We start from the raw sequence: 21,082 nt of genomic DNA on the forward strand, positions 1-21,082 counted from the left end.
TGTTTCTGGGTCAAGTTCCTGTCCCTGGTAGGCATATCGATACGGTTCGTTTGTGATCTTACGGTTAGGCATGGGCATCCCAAAAGGATAATAATCGGTTGCACTGGTCATTGCCATAGGTTGCCCTTGTGCATTTCTACCTACTACCGCACGTACATTACCCAAATGATCGGTTAATTGATACAAGTGAATCCCATCTGATTTTCTTATTCCTAATCTGCTTGTACCATAGATCGTATTCTCTATAACTTGCCCATTACGATAAATCGCCATTGCTGTTCCTGCGGCATCTCGCACATAATGCTCTGTAAAAATTAGGCTTCCGTTGCTAGGGTTATAGGATTCTTTACGTACCCTATGTCCCTTGTCATTGTAAAAGAACTTAACTAGTGGCTGATTTCCTTTTTTTACTTCGGTTACCAAACCACTGGCATTGTAAATATAGGTAATATTTTCAGAACTGTTCTTTATTAATTGTCCAATACTATTATACTCATAATTATCACCATTTTGGTCTCCTATATCCTCTGCTCCTGCCACATCGCCGGCAGCATCCTCTACTCTTCTTAATTGGTTTGGCTTATAGAATTCATTGGGGTTAGCGGGATTGGGGTCATCATAATACTTATACGATAACTGATCCATAGCATTATTACCGTTCTCTGTATGCTTATTACGATGTAATGATAAGATATTACCATTGGCATCATAGGTAATATTGTCTACTTTATAATCGCCATTACTATCCTCATTAAAAGCTACTTCTGCTTCTACAATACTTGCAGAAAATGTACTCCCGGCTTTACTATGAAATCCAGGTTTTAAGGTAATTGATCGGGTAGCCGTAAGATCAAGAGTCGCCCCAGAATTGATCACATCGGTAGATATAATATCTTCTTGCCCTGTAGTAGTAGCACCTTCTCCATACGTCCCATACACAGCAGATTTTAACCAATTGTTACGATCATACTGGTAACTATATGCATGGTGTTTCCCCTGGATTGGGTTATAATCAGAGTTCCAACGGATTCCTTTGATATTACCATTATATTGGTCTTTACCGTAGGGCGCACTCTTGATACTTGCTACAGGGCGATTATAATCTTCGTTATGGTAATCCAGAATCATCCCAAAAAGGTCATTGCTATCTCCTCCCGGATCATCGTTATTTGTTAAACTAGGATGATTGATACTTTTTAACGCTCCTTGTAAATTATAGATATAATCTATCCCCTGTAAACCTTGAGCAATATTGGTACGTTTTAAGCCCCCGGTTTCATAATACTCGTAGGTAGCTTGTTCTGTAAAATTGGTATCATCTACCGATGTTTCTACTTTGGTTAAACTATAATCTGCAGGGTCATAGGTATAGCGATGTACAAACTGTTCTCCAGACATTCCTTTTTGGTAATATACTTTGGTTACCTGGCTGGTTACGGGATCATATACATAATCTATTGTTTTTACTCCAGATAATCCATTAATCTGCTGTACTATCCATTGTACTCTCCCGTAGATATCATAACTATACCAGGTGGTCGTGGTTTCTGGGTTTACGGTATACGTTTTTGCAACATTACCCGCCACAAAAGACTGTTGCGCATAATTACTTTTTCTGGTATCACTACCAAAAGCAGTAGATAATCCATTATTGTCATTACTATCATATTGTGTGACATGCTCTTCTTTTTTGGTGCCAGAAGGTAAGTTTGCATCTGGATCACTGGTCGTAAAACCAGTATGTATAAGTACCCCACTTTCTATCGGGCGTCCTCGATCATCATAGTTGGTATAGGAAAACTCTCCTGCCGCCTGTTGCTTACTATTTTGTGAGAAGCGTATTTGCCCGTCTCGACGATACTTAAACCAGGCCTCTCCTTCATCGGGACTCTTGGTGTATTCTAATTGCCCCAAAGCATTGTATTGGTACTCACTTTTTAGTTTATGTAGTGGTTGATACGAAGACACTAAACGCCCTGCTTTGTCATATTCATTAAGACTATAATCATAATAATTTTCGGGATAGGCTACCTTAATGTTTTGTGCAGCAGCATCAAAATCATTTAAATTTGTCACTGCTATACGATAAAAACCAGGAGGCAAATTGCTTAGACCTGTAGCTATCTTTTTTTCTGTTATTAGATTATAAATTTCAATTTGTTTTGGTGCCAGAGATTGATTTTGAGTAACCGTAACTCCTTGTAACCCCACCGGGATATGCACATCTACATATCCTTGTGCACCCATTACCACTGTAGACGTTCTAGAATTCGTATTTCCGTTTTCATTACCACTACGAGCAGCCGCCAGGGTATTACCATCGGTATCTGTAAATACTACATTATCTATCCCATGTACGTCTCTGCTAATTGTTTTTACAATCTTATAGTTATTATACTTTGCATCCCCAAAAGCGGCAGTACTTGATAATTCTTGCCCGGCAGGCATAGAAAAGACGTATCCATTTTTCCATTGTCCGTCAATTTTGTTACCTCCAACAGTTTTTAGTATTGCTCCCGGGTTTAACTCACTATAGATGGTACGAGAATACGGTCGTTCTGTTATGTCTTGATACGGTTCTGTAGTATTATTAGTGCTATAATACCAACCTACGGTATTAGCTTGCGAATTTACAGTACTTGGATTTTCTGGATCATTTTCAAAATCGGCCGTTGTAAATGTAGCATTGCCAGAATTTTGTATAAAATTATTCTTAAATTCAAACAATGCCTGATTACGAACTGGTGCAGACAAGGTTTGCAGCGCTGACCTACCTTGATTGTCGTATAGTGTTTGAGCTGTCCAAATCTTTCCATTCTTTATATCATATGTTTGTGATTGAGTTGGCTTCCCTAATTCATCAAAATAAGATTTGGTAGCAGAAATCAGATCTCCATTACTATTAAAACTTAATTGCCTTATAGAATTTAATTTTTCATTAGGGTTTTCATCCACAAGACAACCATTATTTGGTCCTTTTTCACCAATACAGTTATCCAGATTATTATCTACATATCCTGGAGGGGGTTTACACCCTTTTTCAGGTGTTGAATCTCCTGAATGATCTGGAAATGCAATCCCTCCTGAAAGATCACTTGAATGCAAAGGGTCATTGGGATCTCCAAAACCATCTCCATCCTTATCTCTATACCAGGTCATAAGATTAACATCTGGATCATTATCATTACAATCTCCCTTCCATACTGAAAACCCAGTATCAGGTACTCTACAGGTAGAGTATCCCATACCTGCACCATATCCATCCCCATCTTTATCTATATATACTGTAGTTTCTGCCTGAGCCTGACAATAAGGTTCTCCTGTTGGTAAATTTATAATTGAAGGGTCGTCATCATTATAATCTCCACCAACCTCGGCATATCCTGCAGGCTTTTCACAGAAAAGTTCTCCGGTTCCAATTCCAAAACCATCATTATCACTGTCTACATAGTAACGTTTTTTTGCAGTAATATTTGGATCGTTATCATTACAATCTATCTTATAGGCATATCCCAAAACTTTGGCACAGGATACTATGCCTGGTTTACTATCATCTCCATGACCGTCACCATCTGTATCTGGATACCAGGTAGAAGCTTCATAAAGCCACTGATTATCATCATGACAATCATCATTATTATATGCAACACGAAGACCTCCTGATCCAATAATTTCTCCTGTTAAATCTATAAAAGCCTTTATGACAGGAGGGTCAAAAGTGATAAACTGATCACAGGATGTTATTCTTATTACACTTGCATTTACATCTCCTTTACCATCTTTATCGCGATCCGGCCAATAATCTCCTAACCTACACGATTCTAAACCAGGTGGTAACGGTGGACCTACTTCTTGCGACGCTTCCCCTCCAATCTGTGACTCTCCTTGTTGTACTTCTTGGGTTTGCCCATTAACAACAGAGCAAATACACACGAATAAAAGCCCAATAATATATCCAAATTTTGTAGTTCTTCTATGATTTGATTTTATATACATATCCATAGCTATTATTGGTTTTTATATTTGTATTGCACTGTATTGCTTAATTTAAATCCTCCTATACCTTTTCCATTAATGGTATCAGCAAAGATGTCCTGGATTTTTTGTTTATCAACATCAGAGAGACATCGATAGGTTCGTAATGCTTCGGGGTTAGATACTGTATAAGTAGCTTGTTCGTAATACTCCTGAAGTTTTTGCCCAAATTCTGTATCATTCATTGCAGATAGAGTTGCCGTATTCATACCCAGTGCATTTGCTATAATATGTAAATCAAGAGATCCAACATTTTGACGCACACAATCTTTTATGTAAGAAATACTATTTATAAAAATATTCTTGATTTGATTTTGTTCTTCAGTATCAATTAAATAATCCGTAGAACTATCTACTACTTCTACATACGTTTTTTTCAACCTACCAGCTTCATCATATTCATATCGGGTAGCTAAATTATTAGCCCCAATAATATGGGTTAATTCATCCCATTGATTATATACATAACTGGTCATAGAAGATTCAACCGGATGTATCCTAAAATCATCTGCATTTATTTCTCCTGCAGAAGACGTTTCTATAAAAATGGTTTGTGCATTTGTAGATAAATATTCATAATGATTTAATAATATCCAGTTTCCGGCAGTTATAATCTCTCCGTTAAATGGTTTGGAAACTCCATTAATATTAATTTTGGTTTGTGTTGGGTCATATACTTCACTAGTCGCTCTAGGAATCCCATTAGAAGTTGTAGTGATACGATGTTTATTATAAACCCAAACCGATATTTTATAGTCTCCTGCTCGATGTTCATTACTCTTCATCACGGTTTTAAAGACCTGATCTCCAGATTTTATTCCTAAAGATCTGGATCCGGTATGTGCTCCTGCCCATTGAATACTTGTATTTCCTGCCTCAATTTCTTTCCCGATATAACTTCCATTCTTATATTCTGCCCCAGAGTAAAACATTTCGTTATATCCAGCATTTGCCACTGCCATTATTTTGGTATTGTTATCACCCATTTTGGTTGCCACTTTATTGCCGTTAATATCTTCTGATTCTAATGGCATCGAATAATGATCATACATCGTTACCGTAGCCGTATTGATCCATTTGGGATTGGTTTGCGTACTTCCCCAAACAAATCCATCAAAATCTCCCGTATATCCGACATATGCTCCATCTGCATCAACATCTCCTTTCCAGGTATAGGTTTTATGCTTTCGCCAGATTTTTTGAGCCCCTGTAGCTAATGGCTCTATCGTGCCATCGTGTTTTCGATATGTCCAATTATCGTTCCAGGTAGTAATATCAGCTCCTATGGTTTTCCAAGTAGACCCAACTTTTATTTGAGTTAGATTTGCTGCCGTTTGAGTGAGCATATTTTTATGGGTAGGGTTATCTACTTTAGAGCCCATACTCTCATATTCTATATAAGCAGGAATTATTTTTGTTTTGTATTCTGTACCATTGCTAGAAACTGTTTTGGTTTCGGTTACCTGACCAGTTAAGAAATCGTGATTATCGAAGTAGGTTATATTTGTAAACCCACTTTGAACATTTGTAGTACTTTCTAATACACTTGGGTAATCCACTTTACTAGAAGATGTAATTAAAAAGTTAATATCATCTCCTTTTTTAAGCTTTTTAATACTTTTATAAGATTGTTGGGATACTCCTATTTGACCGTCATTATCTAAATTTTCTTTATAGTTACTGACTGTTTTATTTAAAACCTGACCATATTTATTATAAGAGGTTACTGCTTTTACTCTCCCAATATCACTTATTTTATTATATATCGTATATTTATTAGCTTGAACCTGTCCATTAAAAAATTTTTGATTTTGTTGTTCTTTTACTTTGAAAAAATCCCCTAAGCTGAAAAGATAATCAGGGTTCTCTTCAAAAGGTTTTAATACATCAAATTCATACGATGTGCTTCCTAAAAAGTTATTGTTCCCATCATAATTCTTTAAAGTAACATTTCCATATGTTACTAATGGAGAGGGAAGTTCTGAAACATAAGGAATACCCTTTTGCTCTTTTGAAGGGGCATATGACGTAATTCCTGATATCTTATTATCATGTAGATTAGTATAATCATAGACTGTTCTTAATCTAGTCCCATCTCCCGTAACTTCAATACTTGAAACACGAAGTCCTCCTCCCCTTTTTCCGTTAGCATTAATATCTGTATATAAAAGGTTAGGTGCTTTAGTACTTTTTATACTTGGCTTAGAAAAATGATATACCGTTGAATATGTTGAAGTATTAGTGTTACTTAGGTTAGTCAAAGGGAAATTGTTGATATGTTCTCCTCTTGCACCATCTACATAATCTACAATTTTAAAACTGGCTTTTTTGCTCGAATTATTAATACTTATTGCTTTAATTTTTGTGGTAGGAGTATAACTGCCATAAGCAGGATATGTAAAATCCAAATTAAAAAACAGGCTAGTTTCTGTGTTTATGTTGAAATATTGATCCAAATTAATATTCGTGTCAAGAAAAGTAATTTCTAAAATATCACTATTAGAATTTTTATTTACGATAATATTCTCAAAAACTTTAGTAGCATCATATGCTGCTTCTGAATAATAAGAATCTGAGTCTTGGTTAATTTTAATTATTCCTCCTGTTGGGGTAACAATTGAATTTAAACTCCAAGCTTGAGGGTATGAATTATGATAACCCCATTCATCTTGATTATTTTTATCATATGATATGGCTGATTCATTATAAAAAAATCTATACGGTGGAATTAAAGATTTTCCCTTTTTCCCCTTAAAATTAACCTCCTTTAAAGACAAACGTCCTTTTGTTGAAGCTTCAGAATTGGAAGATTGCTGAGCAAGTGAGTAATCATAATTAAAATCAATTACCTGACTTGCTTTTTCCTCTAAATTTAACCCTGCAACGTCCTTTATATCAAGAACTTTTTGATGTTGATGAATTTTAAAATCTTTTAGTACAGCTTTTTCTGTTAATAAGTGAAGGTCGCTATATTGCAACCAAGGTAAGGTACCTCCACTTGCCTGTTTCCCATTGGCAATCACATTTACATACCCCGTATTAAAACCAGAATATCCCGTAAGAGAATTTGTTAAGACTCCTCTACTTTTATTTATAGTACTTATATTTTCATTTTTCAATAATAAAATTTTTGACAATCCCAACGTTTTATTTTCAGGAATATCTATGTATTTAAAAGAAGACTGATCTCCACGATATTCCTGAAATACAATATCACGTCCTCCCCAAGTATTCCAGGGTAGACTTATTTCTTCATTATTTGTTTTAAACACCTTGTCATATGGTTTAGCAAAAGGTGTTTTAAGTGAATTATTTGAACTGAACACTTTGCTATGATGCAATACATCGAAAGTACCTCCTGTATACTTATTTTTATAAATATCTTTAAAACTATTAGATGATTTATTATCAACTCTAAGATGTTTAACAAAAAGTGCAGTATGTGTTCTGGTTTTTACAGCATCCAAATAATATACTTGTTTTCTTCCCCAATAGTAAGAATACGTCTTATCATCAGGGTTCTCTTTATTCTCATTCACTTCATAACCATCAACTGGACCTTTCCAAACATATCCGTCCGTCCACTTGCCGTAATCAAACTCTACCCAATACCCATAATCTTCTTTATCTACTTTCCCATCTGCATTTACATCTATATAATCAGGTCCTGTAATAGCAGTTAACAACCAATGAGTTGCGTAAGGCTCTGTCTTCTTTATTTCAAAGAAATTTTGATCTTCATTACTTTGATCTTTAAAGTTTTTATAAAACAGCTCGAAATTGTATACAGGTAAAGAGTAATGATAAATCTTACCGTCTATTGCTGTAATTCTAAAAGCGCCAATTCCTTCATCTAAGAATGTATCTACTTCTTGTGCTCTATTAATATTTTTGGCTTCAATAAATCCTGTTATATTAGAATTTTCTCTAATCTGTTTATTAGTAAAAGTTTCTATATAACTACCTGATCGTTTTCTATTTCCTGATTTTAATTTGTCTCCATTTGGTAAAACTGTACTGCTATAGATATTTGTATTCGCTGTTTCGAATCCTTTAAACAACAAAAAATCAGAAGCTTCAGTTGCACCATTGGCTATAAGATTTTTATATATAGTAGATCTATCCATTCTTAAAAATGTGCTGAATTCATTTTCAAAATAAAAATGCGTGCTCCCTCCTAAATCATTCGCTCTATCCAAATAACTATCAAAATTGTCCGCAACATATGCTGTATAGATATTATCGTTATTGGCTTCCCCTCTACCTCTATCTACCATGTTCAACTCATGAAAAGAGGCAGGTGTAATATTACCTGATAATCCTTGAGAAGTCACCGTATAAGAATCATACGAAGGCAAGGAAAAGTTATTTTTATCAACTTTATAATTTTGTTCAATCAGATGATCTAAGCTCATGTTTTTATGAGAAAATGCAGAAAACTCATTAACATCCATAAAATAATCCTCTTCCATTAAATAACTAGGATTTTGGTTTGAATCTAACTTAGTTTTATTGGCATGATATGGATAGGCTGCACCTGAAACTGTAAGATCATTTTTTTTGTATAAAGAATAGGATATTCTTTTATGACCAAAACCAATATAAAAAGTATAAATTGGTATTATGGCTTGAAAAGAGCTAATATTAATATCATAGTTTCCTCCAGAAAGGCTAAAATTTGTATTAGAAATACCAGCACCCCGACCATTTACAGAACCGCCAATTGTGGCTCCATTAGAGCCAAAATTAATTCCTAATGAAGATGATTTTATTTCACTATTTACTTTTTCCGAGCTACTAACAGAAAAACCTCCAGAAAGACCTGAATTGTAATTATAATTTAAACTTAATCCAAAACCTGCTCCACTATTTTTATTAGAGGTACCATAACCTATTCCTATACCATTTGTACCAATATTTACTCTATAACCATTCATGCTTCCACCTGCTCCACCAACGGTATACCCTACTCCAGCATTAACTCCATCTGTCCCAGCGGTTACACTTCCTCCAACTCCACTACCTCCTGGTGTATATCCTAAGGAAACAAATCCACCTGTTGATCGATGAGACCCCCATGAAGCACCTAGTCCAACGGAAACTGTACCATTTATTGTTGCTCCTACACTAAAATTATATTCATTTTCTGTCCAACCTGCATCATAAAAGAATTCATCATATTTTGTCTTTCCCCAATCATCAGGATATCCATTTATATTACGATTTATTGATCCCGGATTCAAATTCCATCCTAATCCTACCCATGAAGCCTCTTGATTTTGAGCGATTCCACCATGGTAAGATAATGCTAATGGATACCCCCCTTCTGGACTTGGCACATTAAGCAAGGGTAATACATATGAGAAATCCCCAGTTAACAGATTTACCATATCACTTGCATCGACAGGTTCAAAAGAAGCGGCTTCCGGAGCATTAGGTCCATTATTATTTGCCCGTAATTGATTGTATGGAATCAATGTTTGTAAAAAGGTTAGCGTAAAAAACAGAGCAATTACCCGGTGTCGGCTAGGTGTCCGAAGTCTGGACTCCGAAGCTAGAGGTCGGGTGTCAGGTATCAGAGGTTGGGAGTTTGAAGTCTGAAATCGAGTGTCCCAAGTCAGGTGTCTGAGGTCTGATACTAAGGACCGAAGTTTAAGGTTCAAAGTCTTAAACTTATCTAGTAAAAAAGTTTTAATCTTAGTGAAATTCATAAACTATATTTATTTCTATTTGCGCCCCGACAACACTTCGACTAGCTCAGTGTGACAGCTTAGCGTGGCAATTGGTTTTTATTTTATGTTGTCCGAAGTCGGAGGTTTGAAGTCCGAAGTCGGGATCGGAAGTTGGGTGACCGATATCCGAGGTTTTCTATTTTTTTACCTGAAGCCCGAAGACAGAAGTAGGATGCTCTGTGTTTTTTTGTCATCAAACTTCTGACTTCGGTCACCCGACCTCTAACTCATTTAAACTGTAATTTTGGTTCATTGTTTATTATTTTCGTTGGGATCTTAAATTTTACTTCGCCAGTATAAAATCCTAAATCTTCTATCGTTAGTGTCATAAATTCAGATGTTGTTACTTTTTCTTCTCTGGGGTACACAAACATCATCGTGGTTGATCCACTCATTCCATACATTCTGGGATAAATATAATCTGCCATTGCTATGGTATCTTTTGTTGGAGTGTATAGATGTACTTTCTGTTCCATCCCAAAAGCCAATTGATTTACCATAGCACCGAATCTTTGTTTATCTCTTGCTACGTTGGTTAATAATTCCTGATTGTTTTTAGACATCGATACTATGAAATACATATACTCTTTATATTTATTTCGTAAACTATCGATCTTAGCAGGTATAATTTTATCTCCTAATTCCTGAGCAACAAGTAAATCTGTTGGCTTGTATAGTAAAGAAAAGTCAACTCCGTTTACCGTTTTTACATATCTATACTCATTACCCGGTTCTTCGATATACCTTACTAATTCTTCTGAGGAATCAAAAATCTTGTTAGAACAGGATACGAAGATGAGTAGTATGTTTATGATTAGTGTTTTGAGTCCGAATTTGGAAATCCGAAGTCGGGTGACCCAAGTTGGAAATCCAAAGTTGGGTGACCGAAGACGGATGTCCGAAGTCTGAAATATGAACATTGGAATCTTACTACTGACTTTCTTATGATTTTTATCTTTTATCATTTAGTTTTTAATTATTGCTTTTCTGTCAGAGGTCGGAAGACCGATGACGAAAGTCATAGGTTTTTCTCTTCTGATTTTTGATCTCTGGCTTCGGTCTTCCGGTTTCTGACCGGTTTTCTCTCATCAATTAATTTTATTTTTAAAAGCTACCATCATATTCATGAGTTCGTAACTTTGATTATAATATTTTTTAAACTCTACTTTAGTCATATAGTTTCTTCTATCTGCTTTATGAAGACATGTTATCACTTCTGCCAAGGATCGTATTGCATATCCCATAAATCTTTTAAATTCAGGATTAGTTTGACCTATAGACCCTTCAGAAATATTAAGCGCAATAGAATCCACAGCTCTTCTTGTTTGAGATGTTAGATTATAAAGTTCTGTTTTAGGGAATTTTGATGTTATTTTATGTAATTCTTCCCCTAAATCCATTGCTTTTTGCCAGATTATTAGATTTTCAAATTTGAATTTCATTTCTTTTTTATAAATCTGAAGTCAGATGATTGATGTCGAAGGCTACATTTATTTTTTAGTCTGAGGATCAAAGTCAAAAGGAATTTTTTGTCGGAAGTTGGGTAACCGAAGTATGATGTTTTGCTTTTATAACATCCGTCTTCCAGTCTCCGACTTCGGTTTTTTTCTTCTAACTTCTGACCTCCGACTTCCGTCATCGGTCTTCCTACCTTTTACTTCTCCCCTTCAAATTCAGCATTTAATTCTTTTAAAACAGCCTCTGTTAGATCTGAAGACTCTTCTCCATACATAATGGTTCCATTTCCAGTAGCTCCAAAAATCACTTTATATCCTTTCTTTTTACCATATTCTTTCACAAAATCATTAATATCATTAATCACAGTTTGTGTTACTTTTTTATCCTCTTCTACCAATTGTTTTTGTACAGCTTGCTGGTAATTATTAATCTTTTGTTGTTTATTTCCTAATAATTCTTGTTTTAGCTCTAACTCTTTTTTACTCATACTACTACGTTCTTTTTCATATACTTTGAGCTCTGTCTGCCAATTTGAAATTAAACTATCTACATTAGCCTGCATTGTTTTGGCTTTCTTCTCGAATTCTGCCTTTACAATTTCGGTCCTCTTATAACCTTCTAATAGTCTATTTACATCTACATATACTAATTCTGATGAAGATTGTAAAAAGAAAAAAGATCCTACTGATACAATTAATGCTAAAATGGCAATGGGTAATGCTAATTTGTTCATAGTTTTTTATTAAGTCAGAAGACCAAGGTTGGAAGTCTGAAGTTTTATTTTGGTTTTTAGTTTGATATCGGAAGTCGGGTGACTGGTGTTTGATGTCCGAGGTCAGGTGACCGATGTCCGAGGTTTTGTTTTGCTTTTTAGTACGATGTCAGAAGTCAGCTTACTTAATTAGGAATACGAATAACTTCTGTCTTCTGACTTCCGTCATCAGACTCTTAATCATCTACTTTTTATTAATGAGATTTTCTATTTTTTTCAATCGATCCTCTAACGCTTTATTTACTTTTTGTTGTTCTTTTAATTGTTTTTCCTGTGCTATGGTATACAATGTAAGTTCTTCTATTTTTTCAAGAAGCTTCATGTTCATAACTCCCAACGCTACCCCATTTTTCTCCATTTCGGTTGCAGAAGGGATATTAGGCAAATGTCCTTTTTCTTTAATATGCTGCTGTATTTCTTCTATGGTTAATAGATCATAGTCTTTGGCAAACACATAATCCGGAGCAGGAACACTAAGATCTACTTTCACCTCTTCGGCATGAATTTTTCCTTTTACAGTGAGTTTGGAGTCTGGCGATGTAGTTCCAATACCTACATTGCCATTGGTTTTAATCATTATTTTTTCCTTTCCTTTAGTCATAATACCAAAATCATGATCTGACACTGTACCTACTCTAGCATTACCACCAGTATGTGACCATAATGACGTTTGAACACCGGTCGTTCGCTCTTCAATTAGTATTCTCGAATGAATATTATCATCAATATTTATTGTTTGTCCCCAACCAGCTGGGTTAGAAAATACTTCATCTCCCACATAAAGATGACCATTTCTAATATCTACTTTGGCTGTTGGGTCGCTAGTTCCGATACCTACATTACCACTATTCTTTATTGTTATTCCTTTTCCCTTATTTTTCAGATTTAAATCATAACCATCTCTGTTTGTAAAAAAACCTAAAAGCTTTGTATTAGTGCTTCCTTCTCCTAACCACCATACTTCATTTCCACTTTTATCATATCCACCTAGCCATCCCCGAAAATCATTTGTCGTATTTTCATGGGAAGTATCCTGAAGTTTGATTACTGCGCCATCACCTGCTATATGTAATTTAGAACCTGGACTAGTAGTTCCTATTCCTACATTTCCACTTGTAGGAAAAGTATTGGTTTGTGCAATACCAAGTGTTGACATAAATACCATAATAGTACAGAATAAAAAGTTTTTCATTATTTATTATTTTTTAATTAAAAGTGCTAGTTTATTTTCTAAGGTTTTAAGTCTGGTTTCTTGTTCGTTAAGTTTATTTTCCTGTGCAATGGTATATAATGTAAGTTCTTCGATTTTCTCAAGAAGCTTCATATTCATAACTCCTAGCTCCACACCATTTTTCTCCATTTCGATTGCAGAAGGGATATTAGGTAAATGTCCTTTTTCTTTAATATGCTGCTGTATTTCTTCTATGGTTAACAAATCATAGTCTTTGGTAAACACATAATCTGGAGCAGGAACACTAAGATCTACTTTCACCTCTTCTGCATGGATGTTTCCTTTTACTGTGAGTTTGGAGTCTGGATTAGCAGTACCAATACCTACATCTCCGTTTCCGTTTATTCCTAATGCAACGTCTCCATATGTACCATCTGCTTTTCTTGTTAAAAAAGCAAACCTGGAATCAGGTGCTCCTAAATTTTCAAAATAAAAAGTATTATCGAGTTTCTTATGATATAAATTAGTTCCAATATCATAAGAATCCCCCATACCTAATCTAATTCCAGAAATAGAATTCGAAGCAGTACTATTATTATATATACCTAACCATACAGGTCCATTAACATCATCATAAACTTGCAATTTTGATGTTGGACTAGTAGTTCCTATTCCCACATTACCACTCGCAGGAAAGGTATTGGTTTGTGCAATCCCAAGTGTTGATATAAACACCAAAACGATGTTGATTAAGAATTTTCTCATAAATTGTTTTTTTATTTTATCTTATCTCTTTTAATACAATAATCTTACTTCACTCATCTTCTTTTCTCAAGCATCAAAAAGAAGGCGCAAATATAGAAACCTTAAGGTATTCCCATATATTGAACTTATAATTGTTAACAAAAACTTAATTCGTCACTACTTTTTTTAATAAATCTTATCAAAAATCTATTTTCTTTGTACATTACAACAAGAAGTCATTTGAACTTCTAATAAAACCCTCCCACGCCGAAACATGGGAGAATTTTAAGAATTGCAAAAAAAATCAGCTAATAGCCAAAAAATAAAAAGGGGTAACCCTACCCTTACATAGTCCAAAATTTCATCCCGACTTAGTCCTACCCTGGTCAGGATTTAAAATTGGATTTGTCATTATTGCAATTGTTTTATAGTGCAATAATAAAACACGCCAGTTTCATTTTTCGGAACTGGCGAAAAAAAAGTCACTTTTTTTGATATTTTTTTCTTTGTATTAAAAAAAGCTTCCTACACCCCTATTTTATTGACCCTATGGTTAAATTAATTTTATATTTTCAAGCTATTTTCTGTTTAACGAAATTAAATTCTCATATAATTAGGATAGTTTTAACTTTGATCAATATTATCACATATTCCTAATATCTACCTTTACAGAAAGCAATGTTCATTGCTTTTTTAAATTCAATAACAGATATACATGCAACATCAAAAACATCTCTTTGATCTATCAGACAATATCACTTATCTAAATGGGGCGTATATGGCACCTCAACTAAAATCTGTAACAGAAGTTGGTCTTGCCTCTGTTATTCAAAAAGCCAAACCTAATGAAATCATGCCTCAAGATTTTTTTACTCAAAGAGAGATTTTAAAGCAACGTTTTGCCACGTTGATCGATGCCCCTGATTATAGAAATATTGCGATTATACCTTCGGTATCCTACGGTATTGCTAATGCTGCTAATAACGTCCCGATCAATCCTGGAGATGAAATTATAGTAGTTGATGAGCAGTTTCCCAGTAATGTATATGTCTGGCAAGAGGTAGCAAATAGACATGGTGCTTCTATAACAGTAATCAAGCCTCCAAAAGATTTTAAAGATCGAGGTGCAATATGGAACCAGAATATCATAAACGCAATTACCAAAAAAACTGCTGTTGTAGCAATGTCACATGTACACTGGGCAGATGGTACATTATTTGACCTAAAAGCAATACGAGCAAAAACTAAAGCTGTACATGCTTTTTTAATCATTGATGGGACTCAAAGTGTGGGAGCACTTCCTTTCTCTGTCTCAGAAATTAAACCCGATGCTTTGATTTGCGCAGGATATAAATGGTTGCTTGGTCCCTATTCTACCGGGGTAGCATATTATAGTGATGCTTTTAATGAAGGAACACCTATAGAACACAACTGGATGAATCGTTATAACAGTGAGGATTTTACCAGGTTAACTCAATACGAAGATCGCTACAAAGAAAAGGCTGCCAGATACTCGGTTGGAGAATCTAGTAATTTTGTATTAACCCCAATGTTGATTAAGGCAATAGAACAATTGATCGAATGGTCACCAGAAGCTATCCAGCAATATTGTAAAACAATCTCTACAACTGCCATACAACAGCTTAGAGATTTAGGCTGTTTTATCGAAGAAGACCATCATAGAGCACATCATCTTTTTGGTATTTATTTGCCAGATCATATCGACTTAGAAAAATTAAGCGCCAAACTCAAAAAAGAAAATATATTTATTTCTTTTCGTGGTAATGCCATTCGAGTTTCTTCTAATGTATATAATTCTGAAACAGATTTTAATCGATTACTGGCACAATTTAATTAGTATAAGTTAAAACAGATTACATATTTCTTTGGCGTGCCCTTCGGGTCGAGCTATCTGCTATATCTTTTGTTTATAAAAAAGCCTTTAAACAGTTTTAAACCCCAATATATGCATTAGAGCAAACAACTTGGATTGCAAAATATAGAAAACAAAAGGATGCCGCTACTATCCCTCACGCAATATATCCAAACATAGAAATTTAAAATCCCTTTGCCAGAAATTGATATAGCTCTTATATTTGCTACAAAACATCATTACGTGAGTGTAAATTTAATCTCGCAAATCGTTGCACAGTCTCGGCAAATGCAGAAACTGGGAGAAGCTATTGCCCAGTCCGAAACAAAAATACATCTGCAAGGAAGTATCGGATCATCGTTATCATTTATTATTGAAAACAGCTTTACCCAAGCCGAAAAACCATTTCTCTGCATTTTTAATGATAAAGAAGAAGCTGCGTATTATCTCAATGACCTCGAACAATTACTCGGAGATAAAAATGTGCTTTTTTATCCTGGGAGCTATCGTAGACCCTACCAAATCGAAGAAACCGATAATGCAAATGTACTACTAAGAGCAGAAGTACTTAATCGCATCAATTCTAGAAAAAAACCAGCATTAATTATTACGTATCCCGATGCACTATTTGAAAAAGTGGTAACTCGAAAAGAACTCGAAAAGAACACCTTAAAAATTAGTATTAATGATACGCTTTCACTTGATTTTGTAAACGAAGTATTATTCGAATATCAGTTTCAAAGAGTAGATTTTGTTACTGAGCCTGGAGAATTTTCGGTTCGAGGGGGAATTGTAGATGTGTTTTCTTTTAGTAATGACGAACCTTATAGAATCGAGTTTTTTGGCGATGAAGTTGATAGCATTAGAACTTTTGATGTAGAGACTCAACTATCTACAGATCAAATTAAAAAAATCTCTATCATCCCCAATGTAGAGAATAAAGCATTACAAGAAACCAGGGAAAGTTTCTTAAAATATATTACTTCAAAAACAGTAATTATCACAAAAGACATCGACCTTCTTTCTGCCAGAATTGATAAAAACTTTAAAAAAGCCGAAGAAGCATTCGAAACACTTTCTAAGGAGATCAAACATAGTACCCCAACAGAACTTTTTGCTACATCAGAAGGTATCAAAAAACAATTATTAGATTTTACATTGATCGAAATCGGTAATCGACCTATTACCAAAGCAGATTATGCCATAAAATTTGACACCAAACCTCAACCCTCTTTCAATAAACAATTTGATTTACTGATCAAAAACCTGAATGAAAATCATGAAACGGGTTATAAGAACTATATCTTCTGCGTAAGCGAACAACAAGCAAAACGTTTTCATGATATTTTTGATGACGCAGATCTTGATGTAAAACAATATGAAACTATTGTTTTTTCTGCCTTTCAGGGATTTATTGATCATGATCGTAAAATTGCCTGCTATACAGATCACCAGATATTCGAGCGTTACCATAAATTTAATCTCAAAAATGGATATGCCAAAAAACAGGCGATCACTCTAAAAGAGCTCACCAACCTGGATGTAGGTGATTATGTAACTCATATCGATCATGGGATTGGTAAATTTGGTGGATTACAAAAGATAGATGTAGAAGGCAAAAAACAAGAGGCCATCAAATTAATTTACGGAGAAAGAGATGTGCTTTACCTTAGTATACATTCGCTTCATAAAATCTCGAAGTTTAATGGTAAAGATGGTAAACCTCCGCAGGTATATAAATTAGGCTCCAAAGCCTGGAAAACACTTAAACAAAAGACCAAAGCCCGGGTAAAACATATAGCTTTCAATTTGATTCAGTTATATGCAAAACGAAAACTACAAAAAGGATTTCAGTATAACCCAGATAGTTATTTACAACATGAGTTAGAAGCTTCTTTTATATATGAAGATACCCCCGATCAAAGTACGGCTACAGAAGCAGTAAAAACCGATATGGAAAGTGAGCGACCAATGGATCGGCTTATTTGTGGAGATGTTGGTTTTGGTAAAACCGAAGTCGCTATCCGGGCAGCATTTAAGGCTGTTGATAACGGGAAACAAGTAGCTGTTCTGGTGCCCACTACAATTCTTGCATTTCAGCATGCAAAAACCTTTAGAGAACGTCTTAAAGATTTTCCTGTGACGGTAGAATATATAAATCGTTTTCGCACAGCAAAACAAAAAAAAGAAGTTCTCGAAGACCTGGCCGTAGGTAAAGTAGATATCATTATTGGGACTCACCAGCTAGTTAACAAAAATGTGAAGTTTAAAGATCTTGGGTTATTGGTTATTGATGAAGAACAAAAATTTGGAGTATCGGTAAAAGATAAACTCAAAACCATAAAAGAAAATGTAGATACCCTAACTTTGACCGCTACACCAATCCCAAGAACGTTACAGTTTAGCCTTATGGCAGCACGGGATTTATCTACCATTACCACTCCCCCTCCTAATCGTTATCCTATAGAGACCAATGTGATACGATTTAGCGAAGAAACAATACGCGACGCAGTGAGTTATGAAATCCAACGTGGTGGTCAGGTGTTTTTTATTCATAATCGAATTGAGAATATTAAAGAAGTTGCAGGGATGGTACAACGCTTAGTTCCCGATGCCAAAATAGGTGTTGGCCATGGGCAGATGGATGGAAAAAAACTAGAAAGTCTTATGCTTTCTTTTATGAACGGAGAATTTGACGTATTGATTTCTACCACTATTGTAGAAAGTGGGTTAGATGTTCCTAATGCAAATACTATTTTTATTAATAATGCCAATAATTTTGGACTTTCTGATCTGCACCAAATGCGAGGACGTGTAGGTCGAAGTAATAAAAAAGCATTTTGTTACTTTATCACTCCACCTTATTCTGCAATGACCGAAGATGCTCGTAAACGTATCACAGCATTAGAGCAGTTCTCTGAACTGGGAAGCGGTTTTAACATTGCGATGAAAGATCTCGAAATTCGGGGAGCAGGAGATCTGTTAGGAGGAGAACAGAGTGGATTTATTAATGAAATTGGTTTCGAAACATACCAAAAAATCCTAAATGAAGCCATCGAAGAACTCAAAGAAAATGAGTTTGCAGAATTATATAAAGAAGAGGCAACAGATAAGATATATCTAAAAGACACACAGATCGATACCGATTTCGAATTGTTATTCCCCGATGATTATATCAATAATATTACCGAACGTCTTAGTCTATACACCGAACTTAATACCATTAAAAAAGAATCAGACTTGCAGGAGTATGAAAAACGATTGATAGATCGTTTTGGCGAATTACCCGATCAGGCAATAGATTTATTAAATTCGGTTCGAATCAAATGGATAGCCACATCTATTGGATTAGAAAAAATTATTATGAAACAAGATAAATTGATTGGCTATTTCATTAGTGATCAACAATCTGGTTTTTATCAAAGTCCGGCATTTACATCTGTATTGCAATTTGTACAACAAAATCCCGGAGTTTGTAAGATGAAGGAAAAGAATACCAGAAACGGGTTACGCTTATTATTAACTTTTGAAAACGTTACCACAGTAGATAAAGCCCTACAAGTATTGCAACCGCTACAACCTAAGATTGATATTGAAGCGTAATGATAATAAATAAAATAATATGAGTTCGATAGAAAATCATATCGAACTCATATCATTTAAGAGTATCAAAAGGTTTAGTAAAACCAATCATTATAGTTTTGAAAGTTCCTTAATCATTTTTTCAAAATCTTCATTCTTTTTAAAGGACTTGTTATGGTAATCAGGGTTTGTAAAAGTTAATGATTCTGTAACTTTAGTAGTATTACTTTCAGAAGAATTCTCACCCATAAAAAAACTTCCATAAACAGTACCTTTTGAAAAATTGGTCTCCTCATATTTTAAATTTTCTAACTTAAAATGAGGATAGAGATCAAAAAACTCCTGAGGTAGTTCTGGTATAGTTTGATATGCAAGCTCATTACTTCTGAAACTCCAGCTATCATAACGAAATTTTTTCTCCACAGAATCATTAAAATGATACGACCATGTTGATCGTTTAGTACTATATTTTTGATCCGCTGTATACTCAAAAGCGTTTATAGAGCTATTGATTAAATTAAAATCTGTAGTGTACGAAGGAACAGTTATAGCTTCAAGTGTAGGAGATTCTCTCGTATAGGCATAACTATAGTTTTCTACATAATTAGATGTATAAACCCGTATGTAAAAATCATAAAAATTCTCAAAAACACCAAAAGTAGATGCTGCCTCACTTTCAATTCTGGTAAATAAAGCTGTTTCAAATATTTCTTCTGGTGTAAGATGAGCTCTCAAATCTTTAAAATAAGTATTACCGTCATTTGGCAAGTTAATAGGAAGATATGCATCGAATTCTTTTAATTCACTACCGTCAACAATAATTTCTTGTTCGTCCTGTATATTATCAATAAGAATATATTTTGATTTTTCTAATTCAAAATGAACCGTAATTAAAAATTTATTGTAGTTATTACGAAATGAGACATTATAATCCATCGAATTATTTGTTCCAGAACCAGAATAACTAGCACCACCATTGTTTGACGATATCGAAACTTTATTATACCCTTCAATATTTTGAATTTTCAAAGAAAAACTTTTCGAGTTCTCGTTGGTTTCTCCTGTGTTAGAGGTAACATTACTAGTATCATAACCTTCAAAATTCCATATCGTTCCTTTCTTAATATTAAAAAAAGAACTTAAAAAATTAACCTGTGAAGATTCTCTGTTTCTGTACATAAATCTAGAAACTGTAAAAGATTCTTTTTCTTCTCCTTTTTTTGCTTTAAAAACGTATTCTTTATTATTTTCTATTTGGGTGTGTGCCAAAATATTTCCCTCGTTATCATTAAGAATAAGATAACCCGAATTCACTACTTCACCGATATAAAATTCATTTACCTTTAAAGTAAAGTAAGTGATACTATCATTTACAGGGTGGGTTTCGTTATTTGAATCAGAATTAATTACAGGTTCATCATCTTTTGAACAACTAACAATAATGGCAAGTAAAGCTAAAAATAATAATTTCTTCATGATATGTTTTCTATGATATAAATACCTTCGAAATATAAATGTCTTAACAGAAATAAATGTTACTCCTTTTTTATAGAAATCTAAAATTTCTGCACTCATTTTATATTTTTTTCTAATCAAGAAAAAACCATCCGTCGATAAAAAATAACACTTTAACGATAGTTTTAATGTATTTTACCGACAAATACCTTTTAATGAGGCATATATTTTTTAACTTTATCATCACAATAAACCAACAT

The 21,082-nt window shown here is 34.4% G+C and carries 10 protein-coding genes; 2 read left to right on the top strand and 8 right to left on the bottom strand.

The features are described from left to right. The 7 genes from ATO12_RS21255 to ATO12_RS25140 form a co-directional block, all read right to left on the bottom strand. Nucleotides 1-4,002, bottom strand: a 4,002-nt coding sequence (locus tag ATO12_RS21255) for an RHS repeat domain-containing protein (protein ID WP_034246417.1), incomplete at its 3' end; no start/stop codon positions are given. A gap of 5 nt (nt 4,003-4,007) precedes the next feature. After that, nucleotides 4,008-9,512, bottom strand: coding sequence for a hypothetical protein (locus ATO12_RS21260; RefSeq protein ID WP_034246419.1), 5,505 nt, complete (start codon nt 9,510-9,512; stop codon nt 4,008-4,010). A gap of 482 nt (nt 9,513-9,994) precedes the next feature. Next, on the bottom strand, nt 9,995-10,732 hold the full coding sequence (locus ATO12_RS21265; protein WP_240486164.1) for a hypothetical protein: 738 nt from the start codon (nt 10,730-10,732) through the stop codon (nt 9,995-9,997). 123 nt (nt 10,733-10,855) lie between these two features. Beyond that, entirely contained in the window at nt 10,856-11,209 is a 354-nt protein-coding gene (locus ATO12_RS21270; protein ID WP_034246422.1) for a four helix bundle protein, read from the bottom strand. Nucleotides 11,210-11,421: 212 nt separating this feature from the next. After that, nucleotides 11,422-11,958: an OmpH family outer membrane protein gene (locus ATO12_RS21275; RefSeq protein ID WP_034246424.1), complete on the bottom strand. Its 537-nt coding sequence runs from the start codon at nt 11,956-11,958 to the stop codon at nt 11,422-11,424. A gap of 223 nt (nt 11,959-12,181) precedes the next feature. Then, nucleotides 12,182-13,189: a tail fiber protein gene (locus ATO12_RS25135; protein WP_051576004.1), complete on the bottom strand. Its 1,008-nt coding sequence runs from the start codon at nt 13,187-13,189 to the stop codon at nt 12,182-12,184. Between the two features lie 6 nt (nt 13,190-13,195). Next, nucleotides 13,196-13,933: a tail fiber protein gene (locus tag ATO12_RS25140; RefSeq protein ID WP_131248874.1), complete on the bottom strand. Its 738-nt coding sequence runs from the start codon at nt 13,931-13,933 to the stop codon at nt 13,196-13,198. A gap of 694 nt (nt 13,934-14,627) precedes the next feature. On the opposite strand from ATO12_RS25140, the gene ATO12_RS21290 reads away from it, so the two are divergent. Both ATO12_RS21290 and mfd read left to right on the top strand, forming a co-directional pair. Further along, nucleotides 14,628-15,770 carry an aminotransferase class V-fold PLP-dependent enzyme gene (locus ATO12_RS21290; protein ID WP_051576006.1) on the top strand — a complete coding sequence of 381 codons (1,143 nt, stop codon included), beginning with the start codon at nt 14,628-14,630 and terminating at the stop codon, nt 15,768-15,770. Nucleotides 15,771-16,073: 303 nt separating this feature from the next. After that, entirely contained in the window at nt 16,074-19,388 is a 3,315-nt protein-coding gene (gene mfd / locus ATO12_RS21295) for a transcription-repair coupling factor (RefSeq protein WP_394331727.1), read from the top strand. 90 nt (nt 19,389-19,478) lie between these two features. Here the strand turns inward: mfd and ATO12_RS21300 are convergent, their stop codons facing one another. Beyond that, nucleotides 19,479-20,942, bottom strand: a complete 1,464-nt coding sequence (locus ATO12_RS21300) for a hypothetical protein (RefSeq protein WP_034246433.1) — start codon at nt 20,940-20,942, stop codon at nt 19,479-19,481. Between the last annotated feature and the right edge of the window lie 140 nt (nt 20,943-21,082).

The organism is Aquimarina atlantica, assembly GCF_000626715.1.
Taxonomy (GTDB): Bacteria; Bacteroidota; Bacteroidia; order Flavobacteriales; family Flavobacteriaceae; genus Aquimarina; species Aquimarina atlantica.